Below are 25,993 nucleotides of genomic sequence, written 5' to 3'. Positions count from 1 at the left end.
TGAAGCGCCCGCGCGGCGGAGAACCGCGCGGCCTGGTTTTCGGGACAGCGGCAATTGTAAAGGATGGCCCCGTGACGCTACATGACGCGGCCCTGCCCTCACCGATTAGAATCTAGCCGAACCGGATCCCACCCTATTCCATGACCGATAGCCAGTCGACAATTCTTGCCTCCGCCGCGTCGGACACCCAGCGCCCGCTGGTGTCGATCCTGCTGATCGCCTACAACCAGGAAAAGCAGATCGCCGACGCCGTGCGCAGCGCTCTGGCCCAAACCTATGCGCCGCTCGAAATCATCATCTCGGACGACGCCTCCAGCGACGCCACCTTCGCCACGATCGAAGCCGCGATCGCAGGCTACCGCGGACCGCACAAGGTGATCGCACGCCGTAATGCGGTCAATCAGGGCATCAGCGCGCATCTGTCGCAAATCGCGCAACTGGCTGAGGGAGAGCTGCTGTTCGTTGCCGCGGGCGACGACATGTCCGCGCCGAACCGCTGCGAGCGGGTGGTCGACTTCTGGCTCGCGCACGATCGCCGCCCCGACCTGATCGCCACCGACCTCGCAGACATGGACGAAGCCGGCAACATCCACGAACGGATGACGCCGACCGAACTCGACACTTATCGCAGTTTCGACGACTGGCTCGCCGGCCGTCCCTGGCTCATCGGCGCCGCGCACACCTGGTCGCGACGGCTGTTCGAGCGCTTCGGGCCCATGCTGCCGGGCGCCGCCGCGGAAGATCAGATCATGGTGCTGCGCGCAATCCTGTCAGGCGGCGCCGCAAGTCTGCGCGAACCATTGGTGCGCTACCGGCGCGGCGGACTGTCGCGCAAACGGCGCTATGGATCGGTGGATGAGTTGATTGCGCGCATGCGCCAAAGCAATCGCTATGGGCTGGCGGAACTCGCGCAGTTGCAGCGTGACGCGGAAATCGGCGGGGTGGGCGAACGCATGCGTGCGGCGATGGCGCCCAAGCTCGCACGCGAACAATTCATTCACGCGATGTTCGAAGCCGGCGGCCTCGGGGAACGTATCGGGCTGCTTACGCGCAGTCTCAACGTAAAGCTCGGGCTGCGCATTCGCATGTTTCTGTACGCGACGTGTCCGGCAATCTACGCGCCGGGAATCTGGCTCAAGCGAATCGCGCGGAAAAAAGGCAGCTGAAACGGCTGCCCGTCCGCCGCCCTGGACGCGCTACGACGCGCTGCGCCGCCCGCGCAGCCGACGGCCGAACGGCTGCTGCGCCTCGACGCCGAAGCTCAGCAGACTCTTGCGCAAACGCCGCATCATCTTCATTGCCCGCAGGAAGGTCTCGCCGGTGTGGCTGAACATCACGAATTCGAGCGCGCCGCGCCAGTTTTCGATGCCGCGCGAAAACGCGTTCATATCGTCGCGCGCGTCGCGCGGCAGCTCAGCCCCGAAACGCCGCCCGAACAGTTGAATCTGATCCGCGATGCCGTCGATCTGGCGCCGCTTGCTGGCGCCCCGCCGTTCGGCCGCCTCGAACCTGCATTCGTCGCGCGCGCCGGTCGCCGGCCGCAGATTGGTCGCACTCGCACCGACCGCGTTGCTCTCGTGCTGGCGGTATTTCAGATGCGGCGCCCTCACGTGACGGATCTCGCCAAACGACGCCACCACCATCGCCAGCCACCAGTCGTGCATCACGATGCCGGCAGGAAACGGCAGCGCGCGGTCGAGCGCGGCGCGGTTGACCAGCATCGCGCAGCCGGGAATATGGTTGCTCAACAGAAAATCCCGCAGACGCTCGGCACGGCACGACTTCGCCGTGATGTCGAAGAGGGACGCCGACAGACGGCACAGCTTCGCATCCACCAACTCGATGTCGCAGAACGCCAGGGCCGGCGTGGCAAGGCCCCGGACGTTTTCCACGGCTTGCAGATCGCGCATCAGGTCGGTGAGCTTCTCGGGTGCCCATACGTCGTCCTGATCCGCCAGCGCGACATACTCGCCGCGACAGCCCGTCAGCGCGCGCTCGAAATTGCGCACGATGCCCACTCGTTCGCCGCTGCCCACCAGGCGGACTGATACGCGGCCGGAATAAGCGGCCAGCAATTCCGGTGTGCCGTCGGTGGATGCGTCGTCGGAAACCACCACCTCGAGATTCGGCCAGCTTTGCGCTTCCAGAGAAGCCAGAAGCTCGGGCAGATAGGTGCGGCCGTTATAGGTTGCAAGCGCAATCGAAACGAGCGGCTTGCCGGCGGGGTCGTCGTGATGCATCGCTAGTGGGTTCTCCTCTGCGGAATTCTGTCGCAGGCCGCAGCATGCGTTTAGTGTATAAAAAGCGCAATAAACTGAGACTAAAACACAACACTATCCGAAAAACTGGACTAAACAGGCCGATGGACAAGTATTTGTAAGGGAAGCGGCTGCGAAGCGCGCGGGAGATAGGGGGTGTTTGCCGGCGGCGGGCGGCAGGCGTCTCTTGGGAGCGCTGCCTGGCCGGCTGTGTCGTCGTGCGGGGGATTGGCCAGATCCGGCCGGATTCGGGAAAATTGGGTCGAAGCCGGTCCGACGGATCCGAGTCGAGGCTGGATCAAACTGAATTCGGGCAAATCAGCTTGAATCGAACCGGGCCAAGCCGAATCAGATCGACTCGGCCGACCAAGGAAGGTCAGGCCCGACCAGGATCACAGGACCACAGGACCACAGGACCAGTCAGGACCAATCCGGACCAACCAGGCCTGATCAGGCGGCGTCCTGCTGGAACTGAATGCGATGCAGGTGCGCATACAGCCCGCCTTGCGTCAGCAACTCGCGATGGCTGCCGCGCTCGACAATACGCCCGGCTTCCATCACCAGAATCCGGTCGGCGCGTTCGATAGTCGACAGACGGTGCGCGATCACGAGCGTCGTCCGGCCCTTCATCAAGGTTTCCAGCGCCGCCTGCACGTGGCGTTCGGATTCGGAATCCAGCGCCGAGGTGGCTTCGTCGAGAATCAGGATCGGCGCGTCCTTGTAGATTGCACGCGCGATCGCCAGACGCTGGCGTTGACCGCCCGAGAGCATCATGCCGTTGTCGCCGACCAGGGTATCGATGCCATTGGGCATCGCCTCGACGGTGTCCCACAGGTTCGCCGCGCGCAGCGCCGCCTTGACCTTGTCCGGATCGGCGGTTTGCCCATAAGCGACGTTGTTGGCCACCGTGTCGTTGAACAGCACCACGTCCTGGCTGACCATCGCGATCTGGCTGCGCAGCGCGTGCAGGCCGTATTCCGGCAGCGCGACGCCGTCGACCAGAATCTCGCCGCCGGTCGGATCGAAAAAGCGCGGCAGCAAATTCACCAGCGTGGTCTTGCCGCTGCCCGACGGGCCCGCGAGCGCCACCATTTCGCCCGGCGCCACCTTGAACGACACGTGATCGAGCGTGTGGCGGCTATGCGTGGCGTTGCTGCCGTAGCTGAACGATACGTCGCGGAATTCCACTTCGCCGCGGGCGCGATCGAGCGGCTTACCGCCGCCCTTCGGTTCGGACGGCTCGTCGATCAGGCCGAAAATCAGTTCGCATGCCGTCATGCCGCGTTGCAGCGGCTGGTTCACGTCCATCAGGTGCTTCAGCGGCGAGATGATCAGCAGCATCGACGTGACGAACGCCACAAAGCCGCCGACGGTGGTCTGATCCGACGAGGACTGCACCACCGCGATCGTGATCACCACGGCAAGCGCGATCGACGCGAGGAACTGCGTCAACGGTTGCGCGAGGCCGCCGGAGACAGTCATGCGCATGGCGTAGCCGCGCAGGCGCTTGCTCATTGCCGTGAAGCGGTCCGTCTCGTACTGCTCGCCGTTGTGCACCTTGACGACCTTGTAGCCGCCCACCGTCTCTTCGACGATGTACGACAGTTCGTTGGTCAGCAGTTGATGTTCGCGGTTCAGGCGCCGCAAACGGCGGTTGATCTTGCCCACCAGCCAACCGATCCCCGGCAGCAACACGGCGACGATCAGCGTCAGGCGCCAGTTCAGATAGAACAGATAGCCGAGCAGGAAAACGACAGTCAGCGAATCGCGCACCAGCGTGACCATCACGCTCAACAACACGTTGAGAATCTGGTTCACCTCGAAGACGATCGCGTTGATCACCGTGCTCGCGGTTTCGCGCTGGAAGAACGCCACGCTCGTGTGGATCATGCGCTCGAACATCTTCAGGCGCAGATCGAGCAGGATTTTGTTCGACACGTAGGCGAGCAGATAACCGGACGCGTATTGCGAGACGCCGCGAATCAGCGCGAGGCCGATCACCGCGACCGGTACGAACCACTTGGCGTTGTCGCTGGCATGCGCGCCGAAACCCTTGTCCAGCAGCGGTTTGAGCAATGCGGGGATTGCCGCGTCGGTGCCGGCGCTCACGGCCATGGCGACGACCGCGCCGATCACCACCCACATCAGCGGCTTGATATACGGCCACAAACGTCGAAAGACGACGGCAGGCGACGATGCCTCACCTGAACCGATGGGTTTGCTTAACGTTGGCTTCGCGCTCAAGGAATCCTCTGGAAATGCGGGACTGCATCCGCGCGGCGGGCGGAATGCCCGCTGCACGTGAAATTAAATACGGCATTGTAAACGGTTGCGGATTGCGCGGCCGTAGTGATGGAGTGGTCAGATTCGGCCGGACTCGGCCGGCTTCACAGTCGGGATTCACAGTCGGGATTCACAGGCCAGATTTACAGCCCGATCGTGGCCGTCCGGCGCGTCCGGCCATGGCCACCGCGCGCTGTGTATACTTGCGCGACCTATCCCGTCACCCCGCGCCCTCCACGCAACTCAGGTATGCAAGAAACCACCCTCGGCGTCGCCATCATCACCAAAAACGCGGCGGCGCGACTGGCCGAATGCCTGCGGGCCGTGGCCTTCGCCGATCAGATCGTCGTGATCGACGGCGGCAGCACCGACGGTACCGCCGACATCGCCCGGGCACACGGCGCGCGCGTGATCGAGCAAACCGGCTGGCCGGGCTTCGGCCCGCAAAAGAACCGTGCCGTGGACGCGCTCACTACCAGCTGGATTCTCTCGCTCGACGCCGACGAGATCGTCTCGCCGGAACTGGCGGCGGCCATCCGCGCGGCGCTGGCCGCGCCCACCGCCGACGTGTATGCGGTGGACCGGCTGTCGAGCTTTTGCGGCCACTGGATTCATCACAGCGGCTGGTATCCAGACTGGATTCCGCGCCTGTTCAAACGTGGCGCCGCGCGTTTCTCCGACGACCTCGTGCATGAGCGGCTGGTGTTCGACGTGCCGTCGCAGCGCCTGACCGGCAAGCTGATGCACTACTCCTACGAAGACTTCGAGGGCGTATTGCGCAAGCTCGACGCGTATTCGACAGCGGGCGCGCAGCAACGTCACGCAGCGGGCAAGCGCGGCAGTTTCGGCAAGGCGCTCGGGCGCGGCGCGTGGGCGTTCGTGCGGACCTACGTGCTGCGGCGTGGATTTCTCGACGGCCGCGCGGGTTTCATGATCGCGGTGTTCAACGCGGAAACGGTGTACTACCGGTTTCTGAAGCTGGCGCGGCAAAGCCAACCGTAGCATCAAGGCCACGCGAATAGCATCCGCCTTGCCCGCGCGGTCGATGTAATCCGCGTGGGCAAACGGGTTATCAATAAACGATTTCGATCGCGCTTCCGGCAAACTCGCCGCGCAATGCCGCGAGTAGTTCGTCAGTCGGCTTCACGCGCCACGCGTCGCCCAGACGCATTTCGCCTTGCGCATTTTCGCTGCGATAGACCACCTGCACCGCGAGGCCATTCGGAATCTGCACGGCCTGACGCTGGCCACCACCGCCATAACCGCCGCCGTTGCGGCCACCACCACCGCCTCCATTGCCGCCACGCGATGACGCCGCCGGCGCCGGCGCAGCTTGCGGCTCGTCCTTCCCCGCGCTATGCGCCTCGAGTACGCGCCGCAACGCCGACGCATCCGCATTGCCGTTCATCTGCACCTTCACGGCTTCTGCATAGCGACAGCGCGCGCGGCCGAGGTCCATGACCGTATCGACCGTGAAGCGGATGCCGCCGGTGAATGCGTCGTTACGCGCCTGGCCCTGCACCACCAGCAACTCGTCTTCCTTGAAAAGCTGTTTGTGCGCTTCGAAGGTCTCGTTGAAGACGGTCACTTCGCATTGGCCGGTGCCGTCGTCGAGCAGCGCGATCAACATCTTGCCGCGCTGAGTCATCTGCGTACGCAGCGACGCGATCACACCGGCGACCAGCTTGTCGCGCCCTTCCTTCAGTTCGCCGATCTTCTGGCGCACGAAACGGCGCACTTCATCCTTGTAGGCATCGAACAGATGGCCCGACAGGTAGAAACCGAGCGCGGCCTTCTCTTCCTGCAGCTTCTTCTTTTCCGGCCATTCCGGCTCGTCGACCAGCTCGTGACCTTGGGAGGGCGCGTCGCCCATGTCGAACAGGCCCGCCTGCATCGCATTGGCGCTCGCCTGCTCGGCGGCTTCCATGGCCAGCGAGACAGAGGCGATCAACTGCGCGCGATTCGCATGCAGCGTGTCGAACGCGCCGGCGCGGATCAAGGCCTCCACCGTCCGGCGATTGACGATCCGCCGGTCGACCCGGTTGCAGAAGTCGAAGATGTCGATGAACAGACCTTCTTCGCGTGCGCGCAGGATTTCCTCGATCGCGTTCTGGCCGCTGCCCTTGATTGCGCCGAGACCATAGCGGATCGTTTTCGACCGCTTGCCGTCCGGTTCCGCGACCGGCTCGAAACGGTACGCCGACAGATTGACGTCCGGCGGCAACACGGCCATCTTGTTCGTGAGGCAATCCTCGAACAGGATCTTGACCTTGTCCGTATCGTCCATGGCGAGCGACATATTCGCCGCCATGAATTCGGCCGGATGGTGCGCCTTCAGCCATGCGGTGTAATACGCAAGCAGCGCGTACGCCGCCGCGTGCGATTTGTTGAAGCCGTAGCCCGCGAACTTCTCCATCAAATCGAAGATTTCGTCGGCTTTCTCGCCGGTCAGCCCATTTTTCGAGGCGCCCTGGCGAAACAGCTCGCGGTGCTCGGCCATTTCCTCGGCCTTCTTCTTACCCATCGCACGACGCAGCAAGTCAGCGCCGCCCAGCGAGTAGCCGCCGATGATCTGCGCCATCTGCATCACCTGCTCCTGATAGACCATGATGCCGTAGGTCTCTTTCAGAACAGGTTCGACGCGCGGATCCGGATACTCCACCACTTCGCGGCCGTGCTTACGCGCACAGAAGCTCGGGATCAGATCCATTGGGCCCGGACGGTACAACGCCACCAGCGCGATGATGTCCTCGAAGCGGTCAGGCTGTGCGTCTTTCAGCATGCCTTGCATGCCGCGGCTTTCCAGCTGGAACACGGCGACCGTATTCGCTTTCTTCAGGATCGAAAACGACGCCACGTCGTCGAGCGGCACCTGCGCGAGCGACCAATCTTTTTTCGACGGATCGAGACGGCGGATGTAGCGCTCGGCCCAATCGAGAATCGTCAGCGTGGTGAGGCCCAAAAAGTCGAACTTCACGAGGCCGACGGCTTCGACGTCGTCCTTGTCGTACTGGCTCACCACACCGCTTTCGTCGCCCTGCGTATAGAGCGGGCAGAAGTCGGTCAGCTTGCCGGGCGCGATCAGCACGCCACCGGCGTGCATACCGACGTTACGCGTCAGGCCTTCCACGCGCTGCGCGAGTTCGAGCATCTGATGCACTTCGTCTTCGTTATCGAAGCGCTCCTGCAGCAGCGGCTCTTCCTTCATCGCGTCGGCGATGGTGACGTGCTTGCCCGGCTTGAACGGAATCAGCTTGGCGATGCCGTCCGTGAACATATAGCCGAGATCGAGCACGCGGCCGATATCGCGCACCGCGGCCTTCGCCGCCATCGTGCCGAAGGTGGCGATCTGCGACACGGCGTCCGCGCCGTACTTCTCCTTCACGTACTGAATCACACGGTCGCGGCCGTGCTGGCAGAAGTCGATGTCGAAGTCGGGCATCGAGACCCGTTCCGGATTCAGGAACCGTTCGAACAGCAGGTTGTAGCGCAGCGGATCAAGGTCGGTCACGCCGAGTGCATACGCGACCAGCGAACCTGCACCCGAACCCCGGCCGGGACCGACCGGCACGCCATTGTTCTTGGCCCAGTTAATGAAGTCCGCAACGATCAGGAAGTAGCCCGGAAAGCCCATCTTGATGATCGTGCCGCACTCGAATTCGAGGCGCTGGTAATACGTTTCGCGCTGCGCCTCGCGCTCGGCCGCATCCGGGTACAGTTGTTCGAGACGCTTTTCGAGACCCTCTTTCGACAATTGCACGAGGTAGTCGTCGAGGGACATGCCGTCGGGCGTCGGGAAGAGCGGCAGCTTCGGCTTGCCGAGTTCGAGCGTCAGATTACAGCGCTTGGCGATTTCGACACTGTTGGCGAGCGCCGCCGGAAGGTCCGCGAACAGCCCCGCCATTTCTTCCTGGGTGCGGAAATACTGCTCGGACGTAAAGCGCTTCGAGCGACGCGGATTCGCCAGGATGTCGCCTTCGGAAATACACACGCGCGCCTCGTGCGCGGTGAAATCGTCGGGCGTCATGAACTGCATGGGGTGGGTGGCCACCACCGGTAATTTCAGCGACGCCGCGAGCGCAACCGCCTGCTGCACGTACTGCTCGCCGCCCGGCTGACCGCACCGTTGCAGCTCGATATAGAAGCCGCCGGGAAACACCTTTGCCCAATGCAATGCATTGCGTTTGGCCGCTTCTTCGTTACCGGCGGCAAGCGCGAGGCCAATGTCGCCCTGTTGCGCACCCGACAACGCGAGCAGGCCTTCACCCAGACCGGATTCGAGCCAGCCGGCTTCGACTTCCGCACGGCCGCGATACTGGTTAGTGAGCGACGCCTTGCTGAGCAGCTCGCACAGATTCAGATAGCCGCGCCGGTTCTTGACCAGCAGCAGCAAACGGGAAGACTTCTCGCGGTCGTCCGGATTGGTGATCCAGACGTCGCAGCCGGCAATGGGTTTGACCCCTTTGCCGCGAGCCTCCTTGTAAAAACGGACGAGGCCGAACGCGTTGCCGAGGTCGGTGAGGGCGAGCGCACCCTGACCGTCTTTGGCGGCGGCCTTGACGACGTCGTCAAGACGCACGATGCCGTCGGCAATCGAGAATTCGGAGTGGACGCGAAGATGAACGAAGCGGGGATCTGACATGGGCGACATTGTAACTCCACCCTTCCGGAGTTTTCAGGCCAAAACCGCGCGTTAGCCGTTCGGCTTAGGACGGCAACGCGAGCGCACCGCGCACCCGTGTTGTGCAGGCGATTTGCGCTGCCGCAAAGGGTTGGCCATTCGGCCGGGTCGGCCAAAGCGCCAGCTTGAGGGATAATACGGGTTTCGCCCTTTTCGACGTGGCCGCGCCGCACGGAGTTTGAACGCAGGCGTTTCAATGCGCCCCGTTTTCCGCGCCGCCGCTTCTTACCGCTGGATGCACATGAGTATCGTCAATCTCGCCGCGTATCATTTCGCGACCATCGAAGACACCGCCGCATGGCGCCCGTTCGTTACCGAGCGCTGCAATGCGCTCGGCTTGCGCGGCACTGTCCTGCTGGCGCCGGAAGGCATCAACCTGTTCGTCGCGGGTACGCGCGAAGCCACGAACGCCTTCATCGACTACATCCGTCACGACGCGCTGTTCGAAGGCAAGTTCGTCAATCTGCAGTTCAAGGAAAGCCTGTCGGACAAGCAGCCGTTCACCCGCATGCTGGTCAAGCTCAAGCGCGAAATCATCACGATGAAAAAGCCGGCCATCCGGCCGGAGCTTGGCCGCGCGCCGTTCGTCGACGCTCCCACGCTGAAAAACTGGCTCGACCGCGGCCATGACGACGAAGGCCGCCCCGTTGTGATGCTGGACACACGCAACGCGTTCGAAGTAGACGTCGGCACGTTCGACGACGCGCTCGATTACCGCATTACGAAATTCAGCGAATTTCCTGAAGTCATCGAACAAAACCGCGCCGACCTCGAAGGCAAGACAGTCGTGTCGTTCTGCACGGGCGGGATTCGCTGCGAGAAAGCTGCGATCCACATGAAGGAAGTCGGCATCGAGAACGTGTATCAGCTCGAAGGCGGCATCCTGAAGTACTTCGAGGAAGTGGGCGGCGCGCACTACCACGGCGACTGCTTCGTGTTCGACTACCGCACCGCGCTCAATCCGCAACTGGAGCCGACCGCGACCGCGCAATGCTTCGGCTGCCGCGCGGTGGTAACGCCCGAGGCGCAACAATCGCCGATGTACGTGGCGGGCAAGACGTGTCCGGAATGTCATCCGGACAGCAAGGCGGCGCGCGCCGCGTGACACACGCAAGCGCCTTCGCGCGACCGCGGCGAGACACACTGGCCGTGCCCGGTGCGCTGGTCGTGCCCGGCGCGTTGGTCGTGCCCGGCGCGTTGGTCGTGCCCGGCGCGTTGGACGCTCCGGCCGTCGCACATGCGAAGCGCACGGCCCATTGCGCTGCGCCATCCGACTCATGACCTATCGTGGACGCTTCGCGCCGTCGCCTACGGGGCCCTTGCATTTCGGCTCGCTGGTGAGCGCGCTCGCAAGCTGGCTCGACGCGCGAACGCACGGCGGCGCTTGGCTGGTGCGCATCGAAGACATCGACGGACCTCGCACCGTGCCTGGCGCGGCCGAGGAGATTCTGTCGACCCTCACGTGTTTCGGCATGCATGCCGACGAGCCGCCCGTCTGGCAAAGCCATCGCATGGCGCGCTATCAGGAAGCACTGGAGCAACTGAAGGCGGCCGGCCTGGTCTATCCATGCGGCTGTACGCGCAAGGAGATCGCGGATTCGTTGTTGAATGCGCACGCGCGCAACACCACGCTCGCCTACCCCGGCACCTGCCGCAACGGCCTGCACGGCAAACCGGCGCGTGCATGGCGCCTGCGCGTACCCGACGGCGACGCTGCGGTGATCACTTTCGAAGACCGCTGGCAGGGCACGCAGACGCAGAACCTGGCCACCGAGGTCGGTGACTTCGTCCTGAGGCGCGCCGACGATCAGTGGGCGTATCAACTGGCGGTGGTGGTCGACGATGCGGACGCGGGGATCACGCACATCGTGCGCGGCGCGGACTTGATGGACTCAACGGCGCGGCAGATCTACCTGCAGCGTTGCCTGGGCGTGCCGACGCCGGACTATCTGCACGTGCCGGTGGTCATGAACGAACAAGGCGAAAAACTCAGCAAGCAGAACGGCGCAACCGCGCTCGACCATGACAAACCGATTGAAGCGCTAAGCGCGGCTGCTCGTCATCTGGGTCTTGGATTAGGCAGGACTGCGCCTACTACGCTGGAGAGCTTTTATGCTGCTGCGACGGCAGCATGGGCGCAGCGCACGGGCGTGCGAGTGTGATGACAGCGAGGCGTAGCGGCCGCCTCGAACGAAGGCAGCGCCAGCAAACAGTGCAGAAAATAAGCGTCCAGAAAAAAAGCGCTTAGGAAAAGAGCACAAAAAACAGCAAGGCCAAGGCAAAAAGCCAGGAATCAGGTAGACGACGGCGACTTCCTGGGCATCCCGAACCCACCCAGCAGCGCAGCCAACGGCTGCTTGGAAGCCGGCTTCTGCGGCGCAGTGGCCGACGAGGCCGCCGCCTCCTCAACCTTCCTCACAGAAGCCGCCGAGGGCTCGTAAGGCTTAAGGAAAAAATCATCCACAGGCTGCGCGCGATGATGATGCGGCCGATCGAACGAACCCGACGAAGAAGCCCCCGAACGCCGGCGACCGCCCCGCTCGTCACGGCCCTCTGCACGGCCATCCACGCGCTCACGCCGCGGCGGACGATCTTCATGATGGTGCCGCACCGGCGTATCCACAGTCAGGTGTTGCACATCCAGAGGCCGCTTGATCAGCTTCTCGATCTCGGCAAGCTGCTTGCGCTCGTTCGGGCTGCACAGCGACAACGCGTCGCCCGACGCGCCGGCACGCCCGGTGCGGCCAATCCGGTGCACATAATCTTCCGCATTGAACGGCAGATCGAAGTTGATCACGGCGGGCAGCTCGGCAATATCCAGACCGCGCGCAGCAACGTCGGTCGCCACCAACGCCTCGATTTCGCCTCGCTTGAATGCATCCAGCGCCTGCATCCGTTCATTCTGCGTCCGGTCGCCGTGAATCGCCGTGGCGACCACGCCGTCGCGCTCGAGACTCCGCGCGAGACGGCTCGCACCAATCTTGCTGTTGCAGAACACGATCACCTGCTTGAGGCTGCGATCGCGAATCAGTTTGACGACCGCACCCGTCTTGTCGCCCTCGGCAACTTCATAAACGATCTGCGTCACGTTGGTCGCCGTCGAATTGCTGCGCGCAACTTCGATCGTCTGCGGGTTGCGCAGGTACGTGGCGGCCAGCTTCTTGATTTCGCCCGAGAACGTGGCCGAAAACAGCAGCGTCTGACGCTCCTTCGGCAGCAGGTTCAGGATGCGCTGCAAATCCGGCAGGAAGCCCATGTCGAGCATCCGGTCGGCTTCGTCGAGCACGAGGATCTGCACCTGGCCGAGATTGGCGGTCTTCTGCTGCACGTGATCGAGCAGACGGCCCGGCGTGGCGATCAGAATTTCGACGCCGCGGCGCAGCTGCTCGGACTGCGGATTCATGTCGACACCGCCGAACACCACGGCGCTGCGCAGCGCCGTGTGCTTCGCATACGACTGCACGTTCGCCGCCACCTGGTCGGCCAGTTCGCGAGTCGGCGTAAGGATCAGCGCGCGCACCGGATGGCGGGCGGGCGATGCGCTCGTGCTGGCTTGCGGCAGCAGGCGCTGGATGATCGGCAGCGAGAAGCTCGCGGTCTTGCCGGTGCCCGTTTGCGCGGCGCCCATCATGTCGCGGCCGGCCAGCACGACCGGAATCGCCTGCGCCTGGATCGGCGTAGGGGTGGTGTAGCCCGATTCTTTGACGGCTTTCAGGATGTCGGGTGCGAGACCGAATTGATCAAAAGTCGCAGTACTGGGCGTGACGGCTGTGTCGGACATGGTGGCTTTCGCTAAAAATGCGCTTGGCGCGGTGCGCGCGGCAGCGGTCGGAACCGCAGAGGGCATCAGGATGAAGGCGGAGCCACGGCGTTCCGCACGGGACCCGTCAGTATCACGGGAAAAATGCGGCCGGCTCCGGCCGGCGGAAACACCCGCCGGAAAGGGCGGTATTGTAGCACTTCAGCAAAAACACTCATGGCGCATCCGCCGGCTTTCTGCTTGCGTCGGCGAAAGCGGGGCGGCGAACCGCTCGCCAAACCGTCCACGCCGCCTCCGGAAGACTGCCTGCGAGGGCCGGAACGCCTCGCAGGCAGCGTAGTGCGCGCGTGCGACAGATGCATGACAGTCGGGTTCGCCGCAACACCGCTTCGGGACGCCCGGCGCAGGCCCACGGACGACGCACCGCGACGGAGTCCCGAATACCTGAAGGCGGTCCGGCGGGCGCCCGCGTCGTCGTCATGGCCGTCATCGCCATATGCGGCCGTCCCGCCCGATCACCATGTCTCGCGCATCACCATCAAGCGCATCTCGGTCATATCCTCGATCGCGTAGCGTATGCCCTCGCGGCCGAGTCCGGAATCCTTCACGCCGCCATACGGCATGTTGTCGACCCGGAACGACGGCACGTCGTTGATCACCACGCCGCCCACGTCGAGCACATCCCACGCGCGGTGCGCATGGGCGAGCGAATCGGTGAACACACCGGCTTGCAGGCCGAAGTCGCTGTCGTTGACGGTGGCCAGCGCGGCGTCGAAGTCGTCGAAACGCTCCAGAATCGCCACCGGGCCGAAGGCTTCCTTGCGATACAGATCGGTGTCGCGCTTCACGCCTTCGAGCAGCGTGGCCTCGAACATCGCGCCCTCGACCTTGCCGCCCGCGACGATCTTCGCGCCCGCCTGCACCGCGCTGTCCATCCAGCCGGCGAGACGCCTCGACTCCGATTCGGAGATCATCGGCCCGACAAAGGTCTTTTCGTCCTTCGGATCGCCCATCACGAGCGACTTCGTCCTGGCGATCAACTTCTCGCGCAACGCGTCGTAGAGCGTTGCATGCACCAGAATCCGCTGCACGCCGATGCAACTCTGCCCCGACTGATAGAACGCGCCGAACGCCAGCCGCTCGACCACGTAGTCGAGCTTGCCGCCCTGATCGCCGTCGACGATCGCCGCCGCATTGCCGCCCAGCTCCAGAATCACCTTCTTCTTGCCGGCCTTTTTCTTCAGGTCCCAGCCCACCGCGGGCGAGCCGGTGAAGGAAAGCAGCTTGAAACGTTCGTCGGTGGTGAACAGGTCGGCGCCGTCGCGATGCGCGGGAAGAATCGAGAATGCGCCTTTCGGCAAGTCGGTTTCCGCCAGAATCTCGCCCATGATGAGCGCACCGACCGGCGTGCGGCTCGCCGGTTTCAACACGAACGGCACACCCGCGGCGATCGCCGGCGCGACCTTGTGCGCGGTCAGGTTCAGCGGAAAATTGAACGGCGAAATAAACGAGCACGGACCGATCGGCACACGCTTCACATAGCCGTGATAGCCCTTCGCCCGCGGCGAAATCTCGAGATTGATGATCTCACCGTCGATGCGCACCGACTCTTCCGCCGCCACCTTGAAGGTGTCGATCAGACGCGTGACCTCGCCTTTCGAATCGTTGATCGGCTTGCCGGCTTCGATGCACAGCGCGAGCGCCAATTCGTCGTAACGCTCGCGAAATCGCTTCACGCAGTGCTCGAGCACGGCCTGGCGCTTGAACGGCGGAAACGCGCGCAAGGCCGGCATGGCATCGACGGCATAGCCGATCGCTTTGTCGATCGCCGCTGCGTCCGCCATCGCCACGCGGGTCGCCACTTCGCCGCTGAATTTATCCGTGACTTCGAGATCGGTGTTCGCAGCAACCGCGACGTTGGCGAGGTAGTACGGGTAAGTCTTGTTCAACATGACGCGTTCTCCTTGATTCGATGCCTCATCAGCAGCCTGCAGCCAGCAAGGGCTGTGCCCCAGCACGCCGCCTCCACGATTTCGCCGCCGCTCGCTATCGGCGCGGGCGCGACATCCACGTCCTGCCGGCGCAAATGCGGCCGGCTTCCTGCCCAGCTGTCTCTCGTTGGCGTCAGCCGCCGCTCATAATTGCGCGGAGAGCCGCTTGATCTCGCGATTCAGCACGCGCTCGTTGTCCGAGTAGTCGATCGGCAGGTCGATCACATGCACACCCGGCGTCGCGAAACATTCGCGCAGCAGCGGCGCGAATTCCGCGGCCGATTCAATGCGATGCCCCTTCGCGCCGTAGCTCTCCGCATACGCGACGAAATCCGGGTTGCGCAGCGTCATGCCGTAGTCAGGGAAGTTCATGTTTTCCTGCTTCCAGCGGATCATGCCGAACGCGTCGTCGCGCAAAATCAGGATCACCAGATCGAGCTTGAGACGCACGGCCGTTTCCAGTTCCTGCGAATTCATCATGAAGCCGCCGTCGCCGCACACCGCCATGACCTTCCGGTCCGGGTGCACGATCTTGGTCGCGATCGCCGACGGCAACCCGGCGCCCATCGACGCCAACGCGTTATCGAGCAGCAGCGAATTCGGTTCGTGCGCGCGGTAATAGCGCGCGAACCAGATCTTGTACATGCCGTTGTCCAGACACACGATGCCGTCCGCCGGCGTGGTCTCGTAGACGTCGTTGACGATCCGCACCGGGTACATCGGAAAACGGTCGTCATGCTGGCCTTTGACCAGATGCGCCTCGAAGTGCTCCTTGATCTCCTTGAAACGCGTGAAATCCCAGTGCTCCTGCCGCGCCTTGAGACTTTCCTTGAGTTGCCACACCGCGTTGGCGATGTCGCCGACCACTTCGATCTGCGGGAAATACACCGTGTCGACTTCCGCGCCGAGAAAATTGACGTGAATCACCGTCTTCTCGCCGGCGTCGCCGCTGCGCATGAAAAACGGCGGCTTCTCGATCACGTCGTGGCCCACGTTGATGATGCAATCCGCGTGGTCGATCGCACGGTGCACGAAGTCGCCGTCGGACAAGGTGGCGTTGCCTAGCCACATCGGGTGCGATTCGTCGATCACCCCCTTGCCCATCTGCGTCGTAAAGAACGGAATGCCGATCTGGTCGACGAATTCGCGCAACATCTTGGTAGTGGTCTTGCGATTGCCGCCCGCGCCGATCATCAGCAAGGGATGCTTCGCTTTGGTGATCGCCTCGACCGCACGCGCCACGGCTTTTTCCTCGGCAACGGGGCGGCGGCTGAAGCTTTTCGGAATCGGGTGGCCGTCGCCCTCTTCGTGCGCGACGTCTTCAGGCAATTCGAGGTGCGTGGCGCCGGGCCGCTCTTCCTCGGCCTGACGGACCGCTTCGCGCACCGCGGCCGGAATGTTGGCGATCGAGACGATCTGCCGCGTGTATTTGGTGAGCGGCTCCATCATCCGCACCACGTCGACGATCTGAAAATGCCCCTGCTTGCTCGACTTGATCGGCTTTTGCCCGGTCACCATCAACATCGGCATGCCGCCCAATTGCGCGTAGGCGGCGGCGGTCACGAAGTTGGTCGCGCCGGGTCCGAGGGTCGCCAGGCACACGCCGGTGCGTCCGGTGAGGCGTCCGTACGTGGCGGCCATGAAACCGGCCGCCTGCTCGTGACGCGTGAGAATCAGGCGAATTTTCGAGCGGCGCAGCGATTCGAGCAGATCGAGATTTTCTTCACCGGGAATGCCGAACACGTACTCGACACCTTCGGCTTCCAGCGATTTGACGAACAGGTCCGATGCTTTCATGGAGGGTCTCGCTTGATGAAACGGATGCGGGCCATGAGCCCGCCCGTTGAAGTCCGGTGTCGGACGATCGAAGACGACGACAACCGCGCGCTCCTTGCGCGGCCTGAGCTAGCGGTGACAGCAGTGATAGCGGTGATAGCGACGACATTGGCGGCAGCAATGGCAGCGGACACAGCCGATGCCATGCCGGACAGCTTACTACTCGAAGGAAAAGGATGTGCGCAGGCGGGCAGCGCCGCGAGGCAGAGGCAGAGGCAGAGGCAGAGGCAGAGGCAAAGGCAAAGGCAGGCGGCATGTTTGAAGAAAGCCGCCGCATCATGCTCAGCGATTGATGGTGACGCAGTCGGACAGCATCGGCGGGGCGTTTTCGCCATCCGTCGCGTCGTACAGGTCGGCGCGCGGGCCCTTGGTCCACCAGGTGTAGCTACCGGCCTGATACTTCGCGCCGGAAGCCGAGATCGTGTTGACGAACAGCAGTTGCCGGCCCTTGACAGGCACGAGTGCAAAGCTCTGACCGTTCGCCGTGTTCCAGTAGGTCACTTGCAGAATCTTGCCGGTCGCGCAGGTATATTTGTGCGTCTGACGATTCCTGGCCTGAATCTCGGCGAGGTTCAACGGCGCGGCCCACGCATTGCCGGCCAGCGCCGCAAGACCCGCCGCCGCAGTGAGTGCAACAAGCCAATTCTTCATTCGATGCCTCGATCGTTGTTGCACATCAAGCATGGGCGGCGCGCCTTGCGCTGCAGCAGTGTTGGCCTCTGGAACTGCGGCTGCGGCTGCGGCTGCGACTGCGTTACGCGCCCGGAACACTCATGACCCTATCGTGAACCGGTCGCGCATTGCTCATGGATCGATCACGGATCGATCACGTCGGCGCAGGCGTCGGTCGGCGCTGCGGCCACATGCCCGACCAGCGGCACGATCTTCAACCCAGCCGACGCGACCCGGCACGGCGCAGCGGCGAGGCCGCACCCCGTCAGGCCGGCACAGAGCACAAGCAGCACGCCAAGTGCTCCGAAGGAGCCCAGTCTTCCAAACCGCGTGTTCTTGCGGAACGCCAGGGTCATACGCACCTCAACTTCAACGAACTTCATGAGCCGGGTTTCGCGCGCAACGGCTTTGCGAAACACGCGGCGACCGCATTGCAGATCAGCATCGCACGTCAATGTGCCGCGGCGATCCGCAGCGCGCGTCGACGCGCGCTACTTCGTGGAAACCGGCCGCACCGCCGCCGCGGCCTGCTTAGCACGCGAGCGCGCCTCCCCGGTGGTCTCGCCGGTGGCCAGCGCCACGCCCATGCGGCGCTTGACGAAACTCTCCGGCTTGCCGAAGAGCCGCAGATCCGCATTCGGCACCGCCAACGCCGCCGCGACACCTTCGAAAGCGATCGCCTCTTCGTCCAGCCCACCGTAAATCACCGCCGACGCACCCGGCGCCCGCAGCGACGTATCCACCGGCAAACCGAGAATCGCGCGCGCGTGCAATTCGAACTCCGAAAAGCGCTGCGAGCACAGCGTGACCAGACCCGTATCGTGCGGACGCGGACTCACTTCCGAGAACCATACGTCATCGCCGCGCACGAAAAGTTCCACGCCAAAGAGGCCCCTGCCGCCCAATGCCGCCGTCACCTTGTGCGCCACTTCACGCGAGCGCTCCAGCGCGAGCGGGCTCATCGGCTGCGGCTGCCACGATTCGACGTAGTCGCCCGCCACCTGCACGTGCCCGATCGGGTCGCAGAAATACGTGCTGACTTCGCCGCTCGCCGGATCGATCGCGCGCACGGTCAGTTGCGTGATTTCGTATTCGAAGTCGATAAACCCTTCGACAATCACCCGGCCGTGATTCACGCGGCCACCCGCCATCGCGTATTGCCAGGCGGTGTCGACGTCCGCGTCGCTCTTCAGCACCGACTGCCCCTTGCCCGACGACGACATCACCGGCTTCACCACGCACGGGTAGCCGACCTTGGCAATGCCCGCGCGCAGTTCCTCGAGAGAATCGGCGAACGCGTACGGCGAGGTCGGCAGACCGAGTTCTTCAGCGGCCAGGCGGCGGATGCCTTCGCGGTTCATGGTGAGTTGCGTGGCGCGCGCGGTCGGGATCACTTCGGCGAGGCCGTCGCTTTCGATGGCGGCAAGTGCGTCGGTCGCGATGGCTTCGATCTCGGGAACGATCAGGTGCGGGCGTTCCTGTTCGACCAGCGCGCGCAAGGCGGCGCGGTCGGTCATGTCGATCACGTGCGCGCGATGGGCGACCTGATGACCCGGCGCGTTCGGATAACGGTCAACGGCGATCACTTCGACGCCCAGCCGTTGCAGCGCGATGATCACTTCCTTGCCGAGCTCGCCGGCGCCGAGCAGCATGACGCGCGTGGCGGATTCAGAAAGGGGCGTGCCGATCCGTTGGCCGATCTGCATGGGGTCTCCAGATATAAAAGTCGGATGAGGGTGGGATTGGGTAGAGCACGATGTTAACATGCGCACCCCGATGCGCACCCCGATGCGCACCCCCATGCGCATCCCGTGCCGCATCCGCTGCGCCGTCGCGCTCGCGTGCGGCGTGCCGAGTGCGTTACCCTTACGCCTTCGCCAGTCTGAAGAGGAACGACGTCATGCTCCAAAGCTCCTCCGCGCGAGGTGTTGCGCGCTTCATCCCTTATGCGCGCACGGCCATCGCCGCGTTGGGCCTCGCCGCGCTCTGCAGCGCGTGCGCCATCCCGAAGCATCCCGATTCGGAAGCCGCGCCGCCCGATCCGTTCAACCCGGCGGCCACGCAGCTGCTCGACGACACCAGTTGGGTGCTCTCCGGCTGGAAACAGGCCGACGGCACGGCGCGTGCGATTCCGTCCGCGGATCAGGGCGCGCCGATCACGCTGGTGCTCTCCACCGACAAAGGCCAGCGTCACGCCAGCGGCTTTTCAGGCTGCAATCGCTACATGGGCTCGTATGCGCTGAAGGACGGCAAGCTGAGCTTCGGCACCCTGGGCGGCACGCGCATGGCGTGCATGACACCGGGCGGACAGATCGAAGGCTCGTATCTCGACGCGCTGAACCACATCGACCGCACCGGCGTGCAGATGCGCGCCCCGCAGCAGATGCAGCTGGTGCTCGACAACGGCGACACGCTCACGTTCGATCGCAGCGCCAAGTGATACGTAGACGGATCGATCCGCAGGCAGACAAGCGGTTGGCCGGTTGCTGCCGGCGCTGCCCAGACGGCACGCGCAGGCTGTCTTAGCAGCCGTTGTTTTTCACCGACGGCAGGCCGCGGATCGGCCTGCTTTCCCATTCTGACGCAAGCATACTTGCGTCTGCCTTCGAAGCATCGGGCTTCGCCGGTTAAACTCGACGGATTGCGTTTCCACGCGTCCGTCATTCGTTGATGTCTAGTATGCACACGGTAGTTTTCGGCTGGTTCGGCGGGTCGGCCGTCTGGTTCATTCCTCTTTTGTGGCGCCTCGTGAAGTCGGTGCTGCCGGGCGGCGCGGGTTTGCGCGGCCCCGGCACGATCCGCCTTTGGCTCGGCTTCGTCTGCGTCATGGTGGCAAGCTGCACGCTGGAGGCGTCGCTGGTCGGCGCGGCCGGCGTGAATGGCTTCGGCCACGCGCTGGCAGCGGGCTTCGGTCATCTGCTCGGACATATCGGCACGCCGCTCGCGGCGCTTGCCCTGCTCGCGATCAGCCTGCCCTGGCTGATCGACTTCCGCTGGCGCGACGCCGTCGTGTGGGCCGACGGTGCATTCGGCCTCGGTCTGTCGCGCGGCCTCGCGAAACGCGACGAGGAAGCGCGCCGCCATCGCAGCGTCGACGACGGTTTGCCGTCGCACCTGTCGACGTCCACCAATACGATGGCGCCCAAAAGCAATGGACGCTATGCGCGCCCGACCGTCTGGCGGCCACCGGCAAACGGCCGCGGCGCGGCTGCGGCTACCGGTTCGGCCGGTGCAGCGGCGGCCAGGGACGCAGCGGCGCGTAGCGCCGGAGCGAACTGGCGCGCCGACGCGGGGAAGACGCGCAACCAGCCCGCGCAGGCGGAGCCGGTGCTGCGCACGTCCGCCACGCCGCCGCGCCAAGCACGACGGCCACACGTGCCGATGCAGGCGCAGACGCCGACCCAGACGCCCTCGCCGAACATAGACCGGGCTGCACGGATGCCAATCGAGCCGGTTGCGCCGGCCGGATGGTTGCGAGAGCCGGCAACGGCGCCGCGCGCACCCGCATCGGCAACCGGTTCGGCGACGAACGCTTCGGCCGGCGAAGGCCGTCCGTCGACGATGCCGGGTTCAGGCGCCGGTGGGACATTTTCGGGAGCTCGCTCCACGGCCGCCGGGCAGCCGCTCTCGCCCGCTCCGCGCGCGAACGGCAACACCGCGCCGGCACAGACAACGCGGCATCCGGCTTCACTCAGTACACCGGCCCCGAGTTATACCCGGCCGATGGCCACAGCGCAGAAGGTCGCGCCGCCCGCCAGCGTCCAGGAAACCCTTCGCAGCATCGCGGAAAACGCCGCGCGCTGGACCGACATCGCCGGCGTCAGCCTCGCGCGCAGCACCGGCGCGGAAAATGCGACGGTCACGACGACTCCGGCGAGCGCCGAGCCGCCGGTCGAGGCTGGGCAATCGGGCGTGGCTTCGCCGAGTGCACGCGAACTTGGAATGGCTGAGGTGCCGGTAGTAAGCGCGCCTTTGCAGGACGTAGCCGGGGCCGCGCCGCAGCGCCCTGCTGCGCCGGCGCAGTCGCAGGTCGAAACGCTGGGGATCGAAGCCGCTTCCGAAGCGCCGGTCGAGCCAGGCACCGAGCCCGTCGTGCAATGGCCGATTGAGCCGCCGGTTATCCAGGCACCGTTGGTCGCGGTGCATATGTCGGCATCCGCATTGGCGTCGGCGCAAGAGGCGGTATTGGCAGAGGCTTCGGCATCGGCGGAGGTTTCGGCACCAGCAGATGCTTCGGCACCAGCAGATGCATCGACACCAATAGAGGTTTCGGCACCAGGAGAGCCGTCGACATCAGTACAAGTGGAGGCACTGGTGCAAGCACCAGCACCAGCACCAGCACCAGCACCAGCACCAGCACCAGCACCAGCACCAGCACCAGCACCAGCCATGCAGTATGCAGCGCCGATGCCCACGCCTACGCCGTTTCAAATCTTTGCGGCCCAGTTGGAAGCGAGCCGCGCGCAAGCGGACGTGTCGCCATTCGTCGAAGACGAACCGACACACCCCGAAATTGATAAAGACAGCAACGCAAATTCGCCCGCTAAACAGGCGCAGCCGTTTAACCAGCCTGCACTCGATTCTCAAATTGCGGCGTCGAATGGGGCGACTACTGCCGATACAGCGGTCCTAGCGCACGCTAGCGAAATGCGCACGGAAGAAGTGCCGTCATCCAGCCCGGCCGACACGCCGTCGCAGGACGCGACGACACACGTTGCACAGATCGCGCCGACTCACGCGCACACCGCGACGCCCGTGCCGATGTATCACGCCACACCGCCTTGGCACGTCGCGAGCGCGAGCGAAGCAGCGGCGCCAGTCGACGCCGATGCGATGGATGCCCCTGCCCTGCCGGACGTATCGGACGTATCGGACGGTTCTGACGATTTGAACCCGCCCGCCGCCTCGGCCATCGTAGCCGCAGCGGAGCCGCAAGGCACCGCCTCGGACGCGTCGAACGTGGTTCGCTTCCCAAGCTTCGCGGTCCAGCCCGCACCAATAGCCTCTGCCGCCATCGTCGACGAACCCGCAGCCCCCCCGGAGCCCCCGATCCAGCGCGCGCCGCTGCGCGGCCACAGCCCCGCTAACGGCTTCGAATTTCGCGCACCCGCGGCATCGATGGTCGAGTTGCCGACGCTCGATCTGCTCGCGCGCGCCGACACCGACGTCGAACCCGTTTCAGAAGAAAATCTCATCGAAACCGGCCTGCTGATCGAACAGCGCCTACAGGAATTCAAGGTGCCGGTCACGGTGGTCGGTCATTCGGCCGGCCCGGTCATCACGCGCTTCGAAGTCGAGCCGGCGCTGGGCGTGCGAGGCAGCCAGATTGTCGGCCTGATGAAGGACCTGTCGCGCGGCCTTGGTCTCACGTCCATTCGCGTGGTCGAGACGATTCCCGGCAAGACCTGCATGGGTCTCGAGTTGCCGAATGCGAAGCGGCAGACGATCCGCCTGTCCGAAATCCTCGAAGCCGGCGTCTACCAGAACTCGCATTCACAGTTGACGCTGGCGATGGGCAAGGACATCACCGGCCATCCGGTGGTCGCCGATCTGGCGAAGGCGCCGCACATGCTGGTGGCCGGCACGACGGGTTCGGGCAAGTCCGTGGCGATCAACGCGATGATCTGCTCGCTGCTCTACAAGGCGACGCCCGAAGAAGTGCGCCTGATCATGATCGACCCGAAGATGCTGGAGCTGTCGGTGTACGAAGGCATCCCGCATCTGCTCGCGCCGGTCGTGACCGACATGAAGCTGGCCGCCAACGCGCTGAACTGGTGCGTCGGCGAAATGGAAAAGCGCTACCGGCTCATGTCAGCGGTCGGTGTGCGCAACCTGGCAGGCTTCAACCAGAAGATTCGCGACACGGAAGCCAAGGGCAAGAAGCTCGGCAACCCGTTCTCGCTGACGCCGGAGGCGCCCGAACCGCTCGCACCGCTGCCGCTGATCGTTGTGGTGATCGACGAGCTGGCCGACTTGATGATGGTCGCGGGCAAGAAGATCGAGGAGCTGATCGCGCGTCTCGCGCAGAAGGCGCGCGCCGCCGGCATTCACCTGATTCTGGCGACGCAGCGTCCGTCGGTGGACGTGATCACCGGCCTCATCAAGGCGAACATTCCGACGCGCGTGGCCTTCCAGGTGTCGTCGAAAATCGACTCGCGCACCATTCTCGATCAGATGGGCGCCGAATCCCTGCTCGGCCAGGGCGACATGCTGTTCCTGCCGCCAGGCACGGGTTATCCGCAGCGCGTGCACGGCGCGTTCGTCGCCGACGAGGAAGTACATCGGATCGTCGAGTATCTGAAGCAGTTCGGCGAACCGCAGTACGAAGAAGGCATTCTCGACGGCCCGGCTACCGAAGGCGCGTCGCCCGATCTGTTCGGCGACACGCCGGATGCCGAAGCCGATCCGCTTTACGATGAAGCCGTCGCCTTCGTAGTACGCACGCGGCGCGCGTCGATCTCGTCGGTGCAGCGGCAATTGCGCATCGGTTATAACCGCGCGGCGCGCCTCGTCGAGCAGATGGAGACGGCGGGCCTGGTGTCCGCAATGGGCATCAACGGCAGCCGCGAAGTGCTCGCGCCGGGACCGGCGGAATGAACACGCCCCAGCCTCACGACGGCGACACCAGCTTGAAGTCCACCGGCGAGTCGATCTCGATACGCTTCGGATTCGCTTCGAGCAATCCGCTCTGCCGATCGCGCTTGAACACATACACCGTGCCGCTGTTCTGATTGCCGACAATCAGCCAGTTGCCGGTCGGGTCGATCGCGAATTCGCGCGGCGACTTGCCAAGGCTCGACTGGTGTCCAATCTTCTTCAGATGACCGTTGGCCGGATCGACCGAGAAGATCACGATCTCGTTCGCATCGCCACGATTCGTGGCGTACAGAAAGCGCCCGTCCGGCGACAGGTGAATGGCCGCGGCGCCTACCGCGCCCTTGAAGCCGGGCTCGGTCAACGAGATCGTTTGCACCTGCGTGAGCTTGCCGTCGGCGTAGTTGAAGGTGCTGACCGTAGCGCTCAACTCGCTCGTCAGATACGCATGCTTGCCGTCCGCGCCGAACACCAGGTGACGCGGGCCCGTGCCCGCTTTCTCCTGGGTGTAGCGCCAATCGGTCGGGCCGAACAGGCCGCGGCTTCCGTCCGGCGTGTAGCGGTACGAGTAGAGCTTGTCGGCGCCCAGGTCCTGCGCGAACAGGTAATGACCGTCCGGCGAGAACACGGTGGAATGCACGTGCGAGTTGTCCTGACGACCCTTCACCGGACCGCCGCCTTCATGGTGCACCGTCAGCACCGACGCCCCGACCTGGCCATCCGCCTGCAATGGGAACACCGCGAAGCTGCCGCCCGGATCGGCCGCCACCGAGTAGTTCGCGGTCAGCAGATATTTGCCGTCCGGCGACAGGCTCAGATAGCACGGATCATTGCCGTCCGCCGAGACCTTGTTGAGAAAGGTGAGCTGGCCGCTCGCGGCGTCGAAGCGAAACGCGCTGATGCCGCCGCGTTGTGTCGCCGGGCCGTTGTCGCCGGGCAATTCGTTGACCGCATAGACGAAGCGGCGGTCCCGGCTCACCACCAGATACGACGGGTTGACCGTCTGCGCGACCGACACGCGGGTCGCTTCGCCCGTCTTCGTGTCGAAGCGATAGACGTACACCCCTTCGCTCTTGCCGCCGGTGTAAGTGCCGACCAGCATGTCATAAACGCCGTCGGCGGGAACCGGGCCGGAATCTTGCGCAAACGCATGCGAAGCAACAATCGAGACCATGAGCACGAAACCGTTTATTATCGAGCGGGCGGAGCAAAGAGGTGCCGGCCTCTCGACGCGCCATGAGGTGGATTGAGCAGCAGAAGGCAAAGGAGCGCTTGAGACGGCACGCATTGCGGCCCGGCGACGGCGAAGCATGTGACCTCCTCTACATCGGTTATCTGGTCGATTCGGTTGTAACGGTGTCGCTGGTCTGCCGCGCAATCGGTCGAATTGTTTTATCGAGGCAAGTATAGAAGCGTTGCGCCGGATCATGCAGCGAATCCGGCCGGGCCGCGATCGGCCGGGCCGCGTAGGCCGGGCCTCGAACGGCTAGCCGGCATATCGGCGCATGTGTAGCAATTGTCCCGCCGGCGGGGTGTTTTTTCAAACGCGTCTCCCCCTCTCACACTATGGAGTCTTCATGAACGTCACACTCAGCCTGGGCCCGCTGGTTTCGTTGATCGCCGGTATTCTGATTCTCGTCATGCCGCGCCTGTTGAACTACATCGTCGCGCTCTATCTGATCATCATCGGCATCATTGGGATTTTCGGCGTGGGGGCGTCGCACTTCTGAGCGGCGGCGGCAGTCAGCCATGGAAGCGACAAGGGACGCTCGACCGGGCGCAGTGCCGGCCCGGCAGCGCGTCGCACGAAGGGATTCCGGTGTGGGGAGTGGAGCGCCTATGGATGGCCGCTGCGGCGGCGCACCACGTGGCATGGGGAAGCGGCGTGTGCATGACGACTGCGCGCCGGATGCAACGC

16 protein-coding genes and 1 pseudogene are annotated in these 25,993 nt (G+C 64.2%); 7 read left to right on the top strand and 10 right to left on the bottom strand.

Translation table 11 applies throughout. From position 1 onward, the window contains the following. Positions 1-140 precede the first annotated feature (140 nt). Positions 141-1,166, top strand: coding sequence for a glycosyltransferase (locus DSC91_RS30445; protein WP_115782255.1), 1,026 nt, complete (start codon positions 141-143; stop codon positions 1,164-1,166). Between the two features lie 30 nt (positions 1,167-1,196). Here the strand turns inward: DSC91_RS30445 and DSC91_RS30440 are convergent, their stop codons facing one another. Continuing rightward, positions 1,197-2,240 carry a glycosyltransferase family 2 protein gene (locus DSC91_RS30440; protein WP_115782254.1) on the bottom strand — a complete coding sequence of 348 codons (1,044 nt, stop codon included), beginning with the start codon at positions 2,238-2,240 and terminating at the stop codon, positions 1,197-1,199. 468 nt (positions 2,241-2,708) lie between these two features. Beyond that, positions 2,709-4,502 carry a lipid A export permease/ATP-binding protein MsbA gene (gene msbA, locus DSC91_RS30435; protein ID WP_115782253.1) on the bottom strand — a complete coding sequence of 598 codons (1,794 nt, stop codon included), beginning with the start codon at positions 4,500-4,502 and terminating at the stop codon, positions 2,709-2,711. A 288-nt stretch (positions 4,503-4,790) separates the two neighbouring features. On the opposite strand from msbA, the gene DSC91_RS30430 reads away from it, so the two are divergent. Beyond that, the gene (locus DSC91_RS30430; RefSeq protein WP_115782252.1) at positions 4,791-5,543 is read left to right on the top strand and encodes a glycosyltransferase family 2 protein; all 753 of its coding nucleotides are present in this window, start codon (positions 4,791-4,793) and stop codon (positions 5,541-5,543) included. Between the two features lie 70 nt (positions 5,544-5,613). Here DSC91_RS30430 and dnaE read toward each other — a convergent pair whose 3' ends face one another. After that, positions 5,614-9,192, bottom strand: coding sequence for a DNA polymerase III subunit alpha (dnaE, locus tag DSC91_RS30425; RefSeq protein WP_115782251.1), 3,579 nt, complete (start codon positions 9,190-9,192; stop codon positions 5,614-5,616). Between the two features lie 271 nt (positions 9,193-9,463). On the opposite strand from dnaE, the gene DSC91_RS30420 reads away from it, so the two are divergent. Further along, positions 9,464-10,327 carry a sulfurtransferase gene (locus tag DSC91_RS30420; RefSeq protein ID WP_115783562.1) on the top strand — a complete coding sequence of 288 codons (864 nt, stop codon included), beginning with the start codon at positions 9,464-9,466 and terminating at the stop codon, positions 10,325-10,327. A 172-nt stretch (positions 10,328-10,499) separates the two neighbouring features. Next, positions 10,500-11,384 carry a tRNA glutamyl-Q(34) synthetase GluQRS gene (gene gluQRS / locus DSC91_RS30410; RefSeq protein ID WP_115782249.1) on the top strand — a complete coding sequence of 295 codons (885 nt, stop codon included), beginning with the start codon at positions 10,500-10,502 and terminating at the stop codon, positions 11,382-11,384. Positions 11,385-11,515: 131 nt separating this feature from the next. Here the strand turns inward: gluQRS and DSC91_RS30405 are convergent, their stop codons facing one another. The 6 genes from DSC91_RS30405 to purT form a co-directional block, all read right to left on the bottom strand. After that, positions 11,516-13,003, bottom strand: a complete 1,488-nt coding sequence (locus DSC91_RS30405) for a DEAD/DEAH box helicase (RefSeq protein ID WP_115783561.1) — start codon at positions 13,001-13,003, stop codon at positions 11,516-11,518. A gap of 494 nt (positions 13,004-13,497) precedes the next feature. Then, positions 13,498-14,934, bottom strand: coding sequence for an aldehyde dehydrogenase family protein (locus DSC91_RS30395; RefSeq protein ID WP_115782248.1), 1,437 nt, complete (start codon positions 14,932-14,934; stop codon positions 13,498-13,500). A 183-nt stretch (positions 14,935-15,117) separates the two neighbouring features. After that, positions 15,118-16,770: an acetolactate synthase large subunit gene (locus tag DSC91_RS30390; protein WP_115782247.1), complete on the bottom strand. Its 1,653-nt coding sequence runs from the start codon at positions 16,768-16,770 to the stop codon at positions 15,118-15,120. Positions 16,771-17,091: 321 nt separating this feature from the next. Further along, positions 17,092-17,460 carry an MliC family protein gene (locus DSC91_RS30385; protein ID WP_115782246.1) on the bottom strand — a complete coding sequence of 123 codons (369 nt, stop codon included), beginning with the start codon at positions 17,458-17,460 and terminating at the stop codon, positions 17,092-17,094. 164 nt (positions 17,461-17,624) lie between these two features. Beyond that, a complete protein-coding gene (locus tag DSC91_RS30380) occupies positions 17,625-17,837 on the bottom strand; it encodes a DUF6726 family protein (RefSeq protein WP_115783560.1) in 213 nt (70 codons plus the stop codon). A 135-nt stretch (positions 17,838-17,972) separates the two neighbouring features. Beyond that, the gene (purT, locus tag DSC91_RS30375) at positions 17,973-19,187 is read right to left on the bottom strand and encodes a formate-dependent phosphoribosylglycinamide formyltransferase (protein WP_115782245.1); all 1,215 of its coding nucleotides are present in this window, start codon (positions 19,185-19,187) and stop codon (positions 17,973-17,975) included. Positions 19,188-19,381: 194 nt separating this feature from the next. Here purT and DSC91_RS30370 point away from each other — a divergent pair, with 194 nt between their 5' ends. Together DSC91_RS30370 and DSC91_RS38365 are read left to right on the top strand one after the other, a co-directional pair. Continuing rightward, positions 19,382-19,921, top strand: coding sequence for an META domain-containing protein (locus DSC91_RS30370; RefSeq protein ID WP_115782244.1), 540 nt, complete (start codon positions 19,382-19,384; stop codon positions 19,919-19,921). 1,250 nt (positions 19,922-21,171) lie between these two features. Continuing rightward, positions 21,172-24,078, top strand: a pseudogene (locus DSC91_RS38365) (DNA translocase FtsK); the annotation flags it as partial. Positions 24,079-24,091: 13 nt separating this feature from the next. Here the strand turns inward: DSC91_RS38365 and DSC91_RS30360 are convergent. Next, positions 24,092-25,387 carry a lactonase family protein gene (locus tag DSC91_RS30360; RefSeq protein ID WP_115782242.1) on the bottom strand — a complete coding sequence of 432 codons (1,296 nt, stop codon included), beginning with the start codon at positions 25,385-25,387 and terminating at the stop codon, positions 24,092-24,094. A 265-nt stretch (positions 25,388-25,652) separates the two neighbouring features. On the opposite strand from DSC91_RS30360, the gene DSC91_RS30355 reads away from it, so the two are divergent. After that, on the top strand, positions 25,653-25,805 hold the full coding sequence (locus DSC91_RS30355) for a DUF3096 domain-containing protein (RefSeq protein ID WP_073429502.1): 153 nt from the start codon (positions 25,653-25,655) through the stop codon (positions 25,803-25,805). The last annotated feature ends 188 nt before the right edge of the window (positions 25,806-25,993 follow it).

This window comes from Paraburkholderia caffeinilytica (genome assembly GCF_003368325.1).
GTDB lineage: Bacteria > Pseudomonadota > Gammaproteobacteria > Burkholderiales > Burkholderiaceae > Paraburkholderia > Paraburkholderia caffeinilytica.
This window is presented reverse-complemented; position numbering and strand designations above follow the sequence as displayed.